Here is a 12,176-nt window from a genome sequence, read left to right on the forward strand (position 1 = left end):
CCCGCCCGCGCGTTGCACCGGGCGTGGACACGCAGGTCGTGGTGATCGGCGCCGGGCAGGCCGGGCTCTCGGCCGCCTGGGGACTGCGCCGCGCCGGGCTCGAGCCCGGTCCGGGGTTCGTGGTGCTCGACGCCGAGGAGGCGCCGGGCGGGGCCTGGCGGCACCGCTGGGACACCCTGAAGGTGGCCGGCGACGCCTTCTCCGCACACCGCATCCATCCCCTGCCCGGGCTGGAGTTCGCCCCCGAGGATCCCGACCGGCCCGCCAACCGGGTGGTGCCGGAGTACTTCGCGGCGTACGAGCGGGAGTTCGACCTGCAGGTCCGGCGGCCGGTGCGCGTGAGCGCGGTGCGGTCGGTGGGCGAGCTGCTGCGGGTGGAGGCGGAGCTCACGGACACCTGGACCGCACGGGCCCTGGTCAACGCCACCGGCACCTGGACCCACCCCTTCGTGCCCGCCTATCCCGGAGCGCGGGAGTTCCGCGGCCGCCAGCTGCACGCCGTCGACTTCCCCGGCCCGGAGGCCTTCGCCGGCGACCGCGTGGTCGTGATCGGCGGCGGGACCTCGGCCGTGCAGTTCCTGCTGCAGATCGCGCCGGTCGCCGCCGCGACCACCTGGGTCACCCGCACACCGCCGCGCTGGCGCGAGGGCCCGTTCGACGACCTCGCCGGGCGCGAGGCGGTCGCGCTCGTCGAGGAGCGGGTGCGGGCGGGCCTGCCGCCACGGCCGGTGGTGAGCGTGACCGGCCTGCCGCTGACCCCGGCGTACCGCGAGGGGATCGAGAGCGGCGTGCTCGACCGCCGCCCGATGTTCTCCCGCATCACCCCGGACGGCGTGGCCTGGGCCGACGGGACCACCGAGCCCGCCGACGTCCTGCTGTGGGCCACGGGCTGGCGGCCGGCGATCGGCCACCTCGCCCCGCTGCACCTGCGCTCGCCGCACGGCGGGATCGCGCTCGACGGCACCCGCGCCGTCGCCGATCCGCGGGTGCACCTCGTCGGCTACGGGCCCTCCGCCAGCACCATCGGGGCCAACCGGGCAGGCCGGGCGGCCGCACGCGAGATCGTGCGACGGCTGCGGGAGCCGGCGGCCGCCTAGCTCACCCGGCGTTCGCGGCGCAGCATCCGGTACTCGCGGATCACCAGCACCGTGATCGCGAGGTCGAGCGCGGCGAGGAAGGGCAGCACCAGCGAGCCCGTGTGGACCGCGCGGATCACCTCGTACACCACGAACAACAGCAGGACGGCGATCGCGACCGGGTAGGCGGGCAGCCACTTCCGCAGCAGCGCCACCACCAGCGCCAGCTTCACCACCCCGTGCAGGGCCAGGTAGAGCACGGCGAAGGTGCGGTCGCCGGACACGAACTCCGCGGTCCCGGCCACGAGGTGCCGGGCCAGCGTGCCGTCCGGCGGCCCGAGCAGGTCGTGGGCCAGGATCTCGGCGACGAGGTGATGCACCGCCGCCCCGGACACCAGGACCAGCACGACCGCGCCGATCAGCTCCGCCGCGCCGTCGATCCCCTTGACGAGCAGGGCGAGCCGGAACAGCCGCTCGGTGCGGCCGGCCGCGCGGGACCCGGGGACCGTGCCCTGCTCCTCCGCCGTCACCGGGTGATCCCGGTGTGACCGAGCGAGTAGCGCCCGGGCTGGGGCCACACGCACAGCCCGTGCGGGCCGTTGCCGACGGGGATCCTCCGGAGGAGGCTGCCGTCCGTCGTCGAGAGGACGTAGACCTCGCGGTCGTAGCGGCCGGACAGCCAGAGCTGGGAGCCGTCCGCGGACACGTTGCCCATGTCGGGGCTGCCGCCGGGGATGTGCCAGGTCGTGAGGATCGCGCCGGTGTAGGCGTCGAGGACGCTGATCGAGCCGTCGTGCCGGTTCGTGACGAACAGCCGGGTGGCGTCCCGGGACAGGTAGAGACCGTGGGCGCCCTGCCCCGTCGGGATCTCGCGGAGGACCCGCGTGGCCGCGCCGTCGAGCACCCACAGCCCGTTCTGGTCGTGGTCGGCGATGTAGAACACCGAGCCGTCCGGGGCGAGCTTGATGTCCTGCGGGCCCATCCGGGTGTTGCGCGTCGGCATGTCGATCATCCGAAGCAGGGTGCGGCGGGGAACGTCCACCACCGCCACCCGCCCGGCGAACTCGCAGGTGAACACGGCGGTCCGGCCGTCCGGGGTGAAGTCGGCGTGGTCGATGCCCGCACAGTCCGGCGTGGGCAGGTCGCCCTGCTGTGCCCAGGTGCGCGGGTCGTAGAAGACCAGCCGCTTCTGCGCCTCGGCCACCGAGATCGCGGTGGAGCCGTCCGGGGTGAAGTACATGTTGTACGGATCCTGCACCGGGATCGGCGCACCCGGCCTGCCCGTCACCGGATCGAAGGGCACGACCTTGTTGAGGATGTCGTCCGTGGCGTAGAGCGTGCGCATGTCCCACGAGGGCACCACGTGCTGCAGCTCCCCGCCCAGCCGGTAGGTCCCGACGGTCGCGAACGTGGCCGGGTCGATCACGCGGACCTCGCCGGACTTGGTGTGCGGCACGTACACCAGCGGCTTCGCGGCCTTCGCCGCATCGGAGAGCATGCCTGCCCCGGCACTGGCGTAGACGTTGCGCGCGTCCGTGACCGGCGGCATGCCGGGCAGCGCGTCGCGCGCGGCCGCCGGGGCCGGGGAGACCCCACCGCCCGGCGCCGGGGCGGCCGTGCCCCCTGCCCCGCCGCCGCCCGCGCTGCAGGCCGCGAGCAGCACCGACACCCCGATCACGGCCGCCAGCGCGAACCGCCGTCTTCCACCCGTCATGTATGCCCCCCACCGGATCGCCGCCCGCCCGCCAGCCTGCTCGCCGGGAGCGGCCGAGACCAGGGGCGGCCGGCGGGTCGGCGCGGGCCCTACAGCCCGAGCAGCGCCGGGACGTCCGCGAACGAGTCGACGACGCGCTGCGGGCGCTCCCCGCCGACACCCTCCTCCGCCTCGGGCCGGAACTTGCCGGTCCGCACGAGGACACCGCCGATCCCGGCCGCCTGCGCGCCGAGCACGTCGGCCTCGACGTCGTCGCCGATCATGACCGTCTCGGCGGCCTCGGCCCCCAGCCGGGACAGCGCCGCCGCGAAGAACGCCTCCGACGGCTTGCCGAGCACGGTGGCCTCCACGCCCGCGGCCTCCTCGAGGCCGGCGAGGAAGGCACCGGTGTCGAGCTGCAGCCCCGACGAGGTGCGCCAGTAGAGGTTGCGGTGCATCGCGAGCAGCGTCGCGCCCTCCTGCAGGCGCGCGAAGACGGCGTCGAGGGCCTCGTAGGTGAACTCCGGCCCGGCCCCGCCCAGCACCACGACGTCCGCGCTCTCCGTGAGGTCCACGAACCGGACGTCGCCGAGGTCGGCGGCGACGTCCCCGCTGCTCAGCAGGGCCACCCGCGCGCCGGCGTGATGGGTGCGCAGGTGCTCGGCCGTGGCTGCGGGGGCGGTGAGGACGTCGTCCGGCCCCACGGGGAAGCCCGCGTCGGCCAGCGTGCCGGCGATCTCGTCCCGCGTGCGCGAGGTGGTGTTGGTGACCAGCGCGAACCGCAGCCCGGCCTCGCGGATCCGGCACAGGGCGTCGACCGCACCCTCGATCGGCTCCCACGAGACGGTGAGGACGCCGTCGATGTCGATCAGCAGGGCGCGGGCGTCGGCCATCCGCGAACGCTACCGGGGGTACGGGACGCCGTCCCCTCGACGCGGCGACCTGCGGGCTCTGCTCGGAAGACCGGACCCGAGCCGGCTACAGGATCACAGCCCGAGCTGGTCGGCAAAGGTCTTCTGGTCGAAGTAGCCGACGATCGAGCTGATGCCGTCGGGACCGATGGTGATCACGTCGATGCCCGAGACGTCGCAGGTGCGCCCCGTGGGCTCCGGTAGGTCCGGCATCGGCCCGGTGTTCGTCCCCTGCATCCTCCAGGGCATGACGACACGTGGACCCTCGACGATGAGCTCGTCGACGGTGAAGCGCAGATCCGGGAAGGCGGTGGCGAGCCCGGCGACGTAACCGGCGATCGCGTCGTCGCTGATCGGGCCGGGTAGCGAGGGGTCGACGTAGGTACCGCCGGGGCCGAAGGTCGCCAGGACAGTCGGGCCGTCGTGGGCGTTCCAGCCGTCGACGTACGCCCGGATCTGCTCCACCACCGCTGTCCTCGTGGACGCAGGCGGTGCGCTCGTCTCCGTCATGTAGCTCCCCTTCACGGTCACCAAGGTCGACGCAGTGGGGTCGAGGGTCGCGCCCGAGACGCGGCCGCGTCTGTACGCAGTTCACGTCCCTGTTTCGAGCCCGCGTCGGGCTGACCTCACCGCACTAGGCAGCGGTGATCAGCTCGGGGGCGGCCAGGAGCAGTACCCCGACCCCGAGGAGCACTGCACCGATCACCCGGGCCAGGACCTCCCCGCGGGGCAACACCTTCTCGACGGTGATGACCGCGGCGATCACGGCCATCCACACGAGGCTCATGACGCCGGCAGCGAGGAGGACCAGCATCAGGGCCCAGCAGCAGCCGAGGCAGTAGGCGCCGTGGGTCAGCCCCGTGGTCAGGGCGCCGGCCCCGCTGCGGGTCGCGCGCCGGCCGTAGCGGACCACCAGCGCGAGCGGCGAACGGCAGCGCACCAGGCACCATCGCTTGAGTGGGGTGAACTGGTAGGCACCGGCGATCAGCAGCACCACGGCCCCCGTGCGCACCGTGGTCGGGCTCGGGTCCACGGCCAGCGCGTCGAATCCCGTCACCACGCCGAGGGCCGCCAGGCCCACCACGCTCCACACGGCCAGGTAGCCGGCGGTGAGCGCGGCCAGCCGGCGACGCCGCTGCGGATGGTCCCCGAGCAGCCGGGCGAGCCCGATGGTGAACGGGGTGATCGCGGGCAGCATCATCGCAGCCATCATCACCACCCAGGTGGCCAGGAACAGCGCCGCGGCGAGCGCCGGGCCCGCACCCGCCGAGGGCTCCGCTCCCGGCGTCGCCGGCATGTCCCGCATTCCTGGCGTCGGCATGTCCGGCATGGCCGGCATCGGCTGACCACCGGTGAGGATGCCGGTCTGCATGTCCGGCATCGACAACGCCCCGGTGAGTGCCCAGGCGCCGGCCGCGGCGGCGAGCAGGACGCCGGCGAGGACCAGCTCGAACCGGGTCCACGCGGGCAGCGCGGGTATGCCGCGCGGCCGCATCGACCGGGTCATCCGCCGTCCGGCCCGGTCCAGTCGAACGGGATGAGCTTGGAGGAGTAGCCCGAGCGGTCCCACCGGAAGCCGAATGCGTCGGCCCGGTCGACGGTCGCCCGGCCCCACGTCGCCGGGCCCTGGCCCGGTCCGGTCTCGGAGCCGGGCAGATTGTGCACCTGCACCCGGACTCCCTCGGTGGAGGTGGGCCCGCTCAGCGCCTCGATCGTGGCCTCGGCGCGGCCCGGGATTCGCACGCTCCAGGACGCCAGGTCGTCGTCGATCGACACCTCGATCGGCGCGACCTCCATCCCGCGCATCTCGGGGTGGAACATCGCCCCGAACTCGGCCGGCCAGCCCCCCGCCTCGCCCCCGAAGATCGTCTGCAGCGCCGCCTTCTGGGTCTCGTCGGCGCGCTCGTCGATGAACACCGCCGCGAACGGGTCGGTGTGCTCACCGCTCCAGACGTTGCCGGTGAAGGAGGCGAGCATCGCGACGTTGAGCCCGTCGAGCCGGGTGTCGCCGTAGCTGCCTTCGTCGACGTGCCAGAGCAGGACGCCGTCGCAGTCGCCGTAGGTCGGCGGCTGCGCGAACGAGCACGGGCACGGGATCGCGCACTTGCAGGCGTCGAACCACCGTCCCTGCAGGTGCCACGGAGTGGTCGTCGCTGTCGTCATCGTCAGCCCTCCCCGCAAACGTGCCGTCGCCCCGTCACGGGCGTCGTGCACTGGCCCCAGGGTGCGCGGAGTACCGGCAAACCGGCATCGACCATTCGGATGGCGCCGGGCCCACGGGTCAGTCGGTGCGGACCTCCGAGCCGTCCTGCGCCCAGCGGGTGTGGAAGGAGCCCTCGGCGTCCGTGCGCCGGTAGGTGTGGGCGCCGAAGTAGTCCCGCAGGCCCTGGATCAGGTTGGCCGGGCCGCGCTCGCGGCGGTAGCCGTCGTAGTAGCTCAGCGAGCTGGAGAAGGCCGGGATCGCCACGCCCTGCTCGGTCGCCACGGTCACCACCCGCCGCCACGCGTCCTGCGCGTGCGCCACGGCCTCGGTGAAGTACGGGACCATGAGCAGGTTGTCCAGGTCCGGGTGCTCGGCGTAGGCGTCCCGGATCCGGTTGAGGAACTGGGCGCGGATGATGCAGCCGCCGCGCCAGATCGTGGCCATGTCGCCGAGCTTGAGGTCCCAGTCGTTCTCGATCGAGGCCGCGCGCATCTGGGCGAAGCCCTGCGCGTAGGCGACGACCTTGGACGCGTAGAGGGCCTGCCGGATGTCGTCGACCAGCTGGTCGTCCGCCTTCTGCGCCGGCGAGGGGCCGGCCAGGGTGGTCGACGCGGCCTTGCGCTCGTCCCGCAGCGCGGACAGGGTCCGGGCGAACACCGCCTCGGTGATGCCGGTCAGCGGGACGCCGAGGTCCAGCGCGTCCTGCGAGGTCCAGCGGCCGGTGCCCTTCTGCTCGGCCTGGTCCACGATGACGTCGACCAGCGGCCGGCCCGTCCTCTCGTCCGTCTTGGCGAGGACCTTGCCGGTGATCTCGATGAGGAAGGACTCGAGGTCGCCGGTGTTCCACTCCTCGAAGATCTTCCCGATCGCGGGTGCGTCGAGCCCCGCCACGTGGGTGAGCAGGTCGTACGCCTCGGCGATGAGCTGGATGTCGGCGTACTCGATGCCGTTGTGCACCATCTTCACGTAGTGCCCGGCGCCGCCGGGGCCGACGTGCACGCAGCACGGGGTGTCGTCGACCTTCGCGCTGATCGCGGTGAAGATCTCCGCCACCTCGGCGTACGCCTCGGGGTCGCCGCCGGGCATGATGCTCGGCCCGAGCAGCGCGCCCTCCTCGCCGCCGGACACGCCGACGCCCATGAACCGGATGCCGTTCGCGGCGCACTCCTCGGTGCGCCGCACGGTGTCCGGGAAGTGCGAGTTGCCCGCGTCGATGACGATGTCGCCCTCGTCGAGCAGGGGCGTGAGCTCCTCGATGACCGCGTCGACGGGCCGGCCCGCCTTCACCATCACGATGATCCGCCGCGGCCGCTCCAGCGAGTTCACGAAGTCCTCGACGGACTCCGACGCCGTGAACTCGCCCTCGCCGCCGTGCTCGGCCATGAACTGCTCGGTCTTCGCGGCGGTGCGGTTGTGCACGGCGACCGGGACGCCGCGGCTCGCGATGTTGCGGGCCAGGTTCGCGCCCATCACCGCCAGCCCGGTGACGCCGATCCGGCTCTTCTCCGCCATGCGCTGCTCCCTCGCTCCGGTTCCGGTTCGGGGGCCATCCTGCCCCCCGGGGGCGGGGCGCGGCGACCCGCCGCCCGCGCGGGGACGTGTGATCCGCTACCGGCAGGGCGGGTCGTCGCCCAGGCCCGCGCGCCACAGGTGGAGCACGCGCGCGGCGACGCGGTGGTGCGCGGCGAGCGCCTCGGGCGGCGGCGTCGCGACCACCGGCCCGTCGGCGCCCCAGCGGCGCAGCACGTCGGCGTCCGAGCCGTGGTCGGTGTCGAGCAGCACGTGGACCAGCGTCATGTCGGGGACCAGCACGGTCAGCGCCGCGGCGGTTCCCGTGATCGGCGGGTCCAGCACGGGCGACGGCGCGGCGGGGTCGGCGGGCCCGGGCGTGTGGGGCAGCAGCCGGCTGCCCAGCTCCCGCGCGGCGGCCCCGAGCACCGCGACGTCGCCGGGGTCCACGGTCACGTACACCAGGTGCGGGCTCAGGTGGCGCTCGCCGCGACGGGCCGACCGGCAGGCCGGGTCGAGCACGGCGACGAGGTGACAGCCGCACTCCAGCGCCAGGCCCGGGGGCAGCGCGCTCGGGCGGGCCGTCCCGGCCAGGGTCGCGAGGCCCATGACCATCGAGGCGACCAGCCGGGTCCACTCCCCCGGCGCGTACGGCAGCGCGCGGCGCACGCCCGTGCCCGGATCCACCGCCCCACCTCCTCGTCACCCAGCGTGGCGAACGGGGGGCGGAGGGGGCCATACGTCGAGGTGCGTACACAACTCTACGTACCGGGCCGGCCGGCCGTGACTAGATGTTGGTCGATCCCGGTGGGACCCCGTCGGGCAGCGGCGCGGCGTGCTCGTCCCCCGACGCCGGGGGCACGCCGTCGAGGCCGAGGGTGTACGAGGTCATCGACAGCGAGCCGTAGGTGTACCCGTCGACCAGCACGTCCGCGCCGTGCCCGGCGGCCGCGCCCAGCCCGGCGAGGTAGAGCACCGGGACGAGGTGGTCCGACGTCGGCACGGCCGCGGCCCAGTCGGCCGCCTCGCGCAGGCGCAGCACCTCCTCCGGCTCGCCGGTGAGCACCGCGCGGGCGGCGTCGTCGAACCGGTGGGCCCAGTCGAAGCCGGAGTCCGCGTGGGCGGGGTCCATCCCGGCGAGGTTGTGCACCACGTTGCCGCTGCCCAGCACCAGCACGCCGCGCTCGCGCAGCGGGGCGAGCCGCGCCCCGAGGTCCACGTGGTACTTCAGCGGCTTGGCCGCGTCGATCGACAGCTGGACGACGGGCACGTCCGCCTCGGGGAAGACGTGCGCGAGGACCGACCAGGTGCCGTGGTCGAGCCCCCAGCTGTCGACGTCCGCCCCCACCCACGTCGGCCGGACGATCTCCGCGACCTCCTCGGCGAGCTCCGGCGCCCCGGCCGCCGGGTACTCGACGGCGAACAGGTCCTGCGGGAAGCCGAAGAAGTCGTGGATCGTGCGGGGCCGAGGCATCGCCGTGACGGCGGTGGCGTTGATGTACCAGTGCGCGGAGATCACCAGCACCGCACGGGGCCGGGGCAGCGCCTCGCCGAGGGCCCGCCAGGACTGCGTGTACCGGTTGCGCTCCAGGGCGTTCATCGGGCTGCCGTGCCCGACGAACGCCGCCGGCATGAGGGTGCCCGCGGCCGTGCTCATGGCCGGGGATCCTAGAACGCCGGCCAGGGGATCGCGGGCCCGTAGCCCGAGGGCTCGGGAAAGAGCGGCACGGCCAGCATCAGGTCGACGCGGTCGGTCAGCGCCTGGATCTCGGACAGCGTGACGTGCGGGCCCAGCTCCTCGCCGAGGGTGCCGGCGAGCTCGGCGCGCAGCTTGGAGAGGGCCTCGATCTCCGCGTCGTCCAGCTCCTCGCCGACCCAGCCCCAGAGCACCGTCCGGAGCTTGTCCTCGACGTGCAGGGTGAGGCCGTGGTCGACGCCGTAGACCCGGCCGTCGTCGCCGGCGAGCACGTGCCCGCCCTTGCGGTCGGCGTTGTTGACGACGACGTCGAACACGGCCATCGCCCGCAGCCGCGGGTCGTCCGCGTGCACCAGCACGGCCGGCGCGCCGTCGTTCCCCCGGGCGCGCAGCACGCCCCGCCAGCCCGGCGGGACCTCCTTGGGCGTGCGGATGTCGACCAGGTCCTCGGACCTCCCGGTCTCCACCCAGGCCTGCACCATGCCCGGGCCGAACGGGCCCTCGCGCAGCACGGTCGGCGGCACGACGTGCCAGCCGGCGGCCTCGGAGATCAGGTAGCTGGCCACCTCGCGCCCGGCCAGCGTCCCGTCGGGGAAGTCCCACAGCGGGCGCTCACCGCGCACCGGCTTGTAGACGCACTGCACAGTGCAGCCGTCCGCGGAGACGGTGCCGAACAGGGTCGCGTTGGAGGCGTCGACCATCCGCCCGGTGATCTCGATGCGCCCCCTGCGCAGGACGTCGAGCACCGCGGGATCGCGCAGGTCGGAACCGGTCAACCGCGCTTACTCGCCCGAGCCGGAGACGTCCCCCATCGGGGAGCGCTGGTGGTAGCCGTTGAGCCGCACGCACACGTGTCCCTGCGGGTCCAGCGGCTCGGCGCACAGCGGGCACGGGGCGCGCCCGGCGGACACGACCTTCTCGGCCCGGTCGGCGAACTCGCGGGCCTGCACCGGGGACAGGAACACCCGCAGCGCGTCGGGCCCCTCCTCGGTGTCGTCGAGGACGACGGACTCGTCGACCTCCTCCTCGGTCACTGCGAGCAGCTCGACCACGATGGACCTGGAGTCCGCGTCCCAGCCCAGGCCCATGGTGCCGACCCGGAACTCCTCCTCCAGCGGCACGGCCAGCGGGTCGTTGTCGGAGGACTCCACCTCCTGGCCGGTGTCGACCTCGGTGCCGAACCGCCGCGCGATCTCGGCGAGCAGCGCCTCGATGCGCTCCGCGAGCACCGAGACCTGCTGCTTCTCGAGCAGGACGCTGATCGTGCGCGCGTCCTCGATGGCCTGCAGGTAGAAGGCCCGGTCGCCGGGCTCGCCGACGGTGCCCGCGACGAAGCGCTCGGGCTGGCGGAAGACGTGGATGACGCGTGACATGGCGAAACCCAGAGTAGGCCAAGGCCGCGGGCGAGGCACCCCGGTGGGGCGGACGAGCTCGTCAGGCCCCCGTGGAACCCCCGACGACGGCGTCGGACGAGGGTTCGGCGACCGGTTCGGCCACCCCGTCGCCCTGTCCCTCCTCGCCCTCCTTGGGCGGCGGCGGCAGCAGCGACGCGACGTCCCCGCCGACGTCGTTCACCCGGGCCACGAACGGGCGGGTGCGGGTGTAGGTGACCACCGACATCGAGCAGGTGTCGACGACGATCCGCTGGAAGTTGTCCAGGTGGCTGGCCAGCGCGTCGGCCAGCACGGCCTTGATCACGTCCCCGTGGCTGCAGGCGACCCAGAGCGCGGCCGGCCCGTGCGCCTCCGCGATCCGCCGCTCGTGGTGCCGGACCGCGGCGACCGCCCGGGCCTGCATGCCGGCGAGGCCCTCGCCGCCGGGGAACACCGCCGCCGACGGGTGCGCCTGGACGACCTTCCAGAGGTCCTCCTTGGCCAGCTCGGCGAGCGTGCCGCCGGTCCAGTCGCCGTAGTCGACCTCGGACAGGTCCTCCTCGACGACCGGCACCAGGCCGCGGGCCTCGGCCAGCGGCGTGACGGTCTGCCGGCAGCGCAGCATCGGCGAGGTGACGATCTCGGCGATCGGCAGCGGGGCGAGCCGCTCGACCACCGCCGCCGCCTGCTCGCGGCCCTTGTCGTCCAGCTCGACGCCCGGCGTCCGCCCGGCGAGCACGCCGGCGGTGTTGGACGTCGACCGGCCGTGCCGGAGCAGGATCAGGGTGGTCACGACGATCGAGCGTACGTGCCGGGGATCAGGTGGCGGACACGGCGCCGATGGCCAGCGCGGCCATCAGCGCGACGCCGAGGGCGATCCGGTACGCGACGAACACGTAGACGGTGTTCTTCTCCACGAACCTCAGCAGCCAGGCGATCACGGCGTAGCCGACCACCCCGGCGATCAGCACGGCCACGGTCATCTGCACCGGCGACGGCCCGTCGCCCGCGAACACGTCCGGCAGCGTGAACAGGCCCGACGCGAACACCGCGGGGATGGCGAGCAGGAAGGAGAACCGCACGGCCGCCGCCCGCTCGAGCCCGAGGAACAGCCCGACCGTGATCGTGCCGCCGGACCGGGACACGCCGGGCACCAGGGCCATCGCCTGCGCGAAGCCGAGGACGATCCCGTCCCGCATCGTCAGCTGCTCCAGCGGGCGCTCCTGCCGGCCGTAGCGCTCGGCCAGGCCGAGCAGGACGCCGAACACCACGAGGGTGGTCGCGATCAGCCAGAGGTTGCGCGCGACCGTCTCGATCTGGTCCTTGAACAGCACCCCCAGGACGCCGATCGGGATGCTCCCGACGATGACCATCCAGGCCATCCGGTAGTCCTGGCTCGCCCGGACCTCCGGGTCGCGCAGCCCGCGGAACCACGTCGCCACGAGGTGCCCGATGTCCTTGGCGAAGTAGACGAGCACCGCCAGCTCGGTCCCGATCTGCGTGACGGCGGTGAAGGCGGCGCCGGGGTCGTGCCCGAAGAACAGCCCCGACACGATCCGCAGGTGGCCGGACGAGGAGATCGGCAGGAACTCGGTCAGCCCCTGGACCAGGCCGAGCACCACGACCTCGAGCCAGCTCATCGGACGTCTCCCCCGGTCTCGGTCACGGGGCGTCACCGTAGCGAGGGCGGGGCCGGGCACCACGGGCCCACCCCC

General features: G+C 73.8%; 14 protein-coding genes. 1 reads left to right on the forward strand and 13 read right to left on the reverse strand.

Annotated features, from left to right (window positions below; translation table 11 throughout):
• The first annotated feature begins 23 nt into the window (after window positions 1-23).
• On the forward strand, window positions 24-1,097 hold the full coding sequence (locus tag ABD990_RS08645) for an NAD(P)-binding domain-containing protein (RefSeq protein WP_345379618.1): 1,074 nt from the start codon (window positions 24-26) through the stop codon (window positions 1,095-1,097).
• Here the strand turns inward: ABD990_RS08645 and ABD990_RS08650 are convergent.
• The 13 genes from ABD990_RS08650 to ABD990_RS08710 form a co-directional block, all read right to left on the reverse strand.
• A complete protein-coding gene (locus ABD990_RS08650) occupies window positions 1,094-1,606 on the reverse strand; it encodes a DUF2127 domain-containing protein (protein ID WP_345379620.1) in 513 nt (170 codons plus the stop codon). The two genes, ABD990_RS08645 and ABD990_RS08650, sit on opposite strands and share 4 nt — an antisense overlap.
• A complete protein-coding gene (locus ABD990_RS08655) occupies window positions 1,603-2,790 on the reverse strand; it encodes a YncE family protein (protein WP_345379622.1) in 1,188 nt (395 codons plus the stop codon). Before ABD990_RS08655 ends, ABD990_RS08650 begins: the two co-directional genes overlap by 4 nt.
• 89 nt (window positions 2,791-2,879) lie before the next feature.
• The gene (locus ABD990_RS08660; protein WP_345379623.1) at window positions 2,880-3,662 is read right to left on the reverse strand and encodes an HAD-IIA family hydrolase; all 783 of its coding nucleotides are present in this window, start codon (window positions 3,660-3,662) and stop codon (window positions 2,880-2,882) included.
• Window positions 3,663-3,755: 93 nt separating this feature from the next.
• Window positions 3,756-4,148: an ester cyclase gene (locus tag ABD990_RS08665; protein ID WP_345379624.1), complete on the reverse strand. Its 393-nt coding sequence runs from the start codon at window positions 4,146-4,148 to the stop codon at window positions 3,756-3,758.
• Window positions 4,149-4,314: 166 nt separating this feature from the next.
• Window positions 4,315-5,187, reverse strand: a complete 873-nt coding sequence (locus ABD990_RS08670) for a DUF2182 domain-containing protein (RefSeq protein WP_345379626.1) — start codon at window positions 5,185-5,187, stop codon at window positions 4,315-4,317.
• Complete coding sequence (locus ABD990_RS08675; RefSeq protein WP_345379627.1) at window positions 5,184-5,843, reverse strand: DUF1326 domain-containing protein; 660 nt, start codon at window positions 5,841-5,843, stop codon at window positions 5,184-5,186. The genes ABD990_RS08670 and ABD990_RS08675 overlap by 4 nt, the downstream gene beginning before the upstream one ends.
• 118 nt (window positions 5,844-5,961) lie before the next feature.
• On the reverse strand, window positions 5,962-7,395 hold the full coding sequence (gene gndA / locus ABD990_RS08680) for an NADP-dependent phosphogluconate dehydrogenase (protein WP_345379629.1): 1,434 nt from the start codon (window positions 7,393-7,395) through the stop codon (window positions 5,962-5,964).
• Window positions 7,396-7,491: 96 nt separating this feature from the next.
• Window positions 7,492-8,079 (reverse strand): hypothetical protein, encoded by a 588-nt coding sequence (locus ABD990_RS08685; protein ID WP_345379630.1) that lies wholly within the window; start codon window positions 8,077-8,079, stop codon window positions 7,492-7,494.
• A gap of 100 nt (window positions 8,080-8,179) precedes the next feature.
• A complete protein-coding gene (gene ygiD, locus ABD990_RS08690) occupies window positions 8,180-9,049 on the reverse strand; it encodes a 4,5-DOPA-extradiol-dioxygenase (RefSeq protein WP_345379631.1) in 870 nt (289 codons plus the stop codon).
• A gap of 11 nt (window positions 9,050-9,060) precedes the next feature.
• Window positions 9,061-9,864 (reverse strand): SCO1664 family protein, encoded by an 804-nt coding sequence (locus ABD990_RS08695; protein ID WP_345379632.1) that lies wholly within the window; start codon window positions 9,862-9,864, stop codon window positions 9,061-9,063.
• Between the two features lie 6 nt (window positions 9,865-9,870).
• The gene (locus tag ABD990_RS08700) at window positions 9,871-10,461 is read right to left on the reverse strand and encodes a DUF3090 domain-containing protein (RefSeq protein ID WP_345379633.1); all 591 of its coding nucleotides are present in this window, start codon (window positions 10,459-10,461) and stop codon (window positions 9,871-9,873) included.
• Window positions 10,462-10,522: 61 nt separating this feature from the next.
• Window positions 10,523-11,254: a histidine phosphatase family protein gene (locus ABD990_RS08705; RefSeq protein WP_345379634.1), complete on the reverse strand. Its 732-nt coding sequence runs from the start codon at window positions 11,252-11,254 to the stop codon at window positions 10,523-10,525.
• 25 nt (window positions 11,255-11,279) lie between these two features.
• Entirely contained in the window at window positions 11,280-12,101 is an 822-nt protein-coding gene (locus ABD990_RS08710; RefSeq protein ID WP_345379636.1) for an undecaprenyl-diphosphate phosphatase, read from the reverse strand.
• Window positions 12,102-12,176: the final 75 nt, after the last annotated feature.

This window comes from Pseudonocardia yuanmonensis (assembly GCF_039542425.1).
GTDB lineage: Bacteria > Actinomycetota > Actinomycetes > Mycobacteriales > Pseudonocardiaceae > Pseudonocardia > Pseudonocardia yuanmonensis.

What these genes read in the sequence shown, in the direction of transcription:
- ABD990_RS08700 (WP_345379633.1), bottom strand. Translation starts at nt 10,461, where the DNA reads ATGTCACGCGTCATCCACGTCTTCCGCCAGCCCGAGCGCTTCGTCGCG.
- gndA (WP_345379629.1), bottom strand. Translation starts at nt 7,395, where the DNA reads ATGGCGGAGAAGAGCCGGATCGGCGTCACCGGGCTGGCGGTGATGGGC.
- ygiD (WP_345379631.1), bottom strand. Translation starts at nt 9,049, where the DNA reads ATGAGCACGGCCGCGGGCACCCTCATGCCGGCGGCGTTCGTCGGGCAC.
- ABD990_RS08710 (WP_345379636.1), bottom strand. Translation starts at nt 12,101, where the DNA reads ATGAGCTGGCTCGAGGTCGTGGTGCTCGGCCTGGTCCAGGGGCTGACC.
- ABD990_RS08660 (WP_345379623.1), bottom strand. Translation starts at nt 3,662, where the DNA reads ATGGCCGACGCCCGCGCCCTGCTGATCGACATCGACGGCGTCCTCACC.
- ABD990_RS08675 (WP_345379627.1), bottom strand. Translation starts at nt 5,843, where the DNA reads ATGACGACAGCGACGACCACTCCGTGGCACCTGCAGGGACGGTGGTTC.
- ABD990_RS08670 (WP_345379626.1), bottom strand. Translation starts at nt 5,187, where the DNA reads ATGACCCGGTCGATGCGGCCGCGCGGCATACCCGCGCTGCCCGCGTGG.
- ABD990_RS08655 (WP_345379622.1), bottom strand. Translation starts at nt 2,790, where the DNA reads ATGACGGGTGGAAGACGGCGGTTCGCGCTGGCGGCCGTGATCGGGGTG.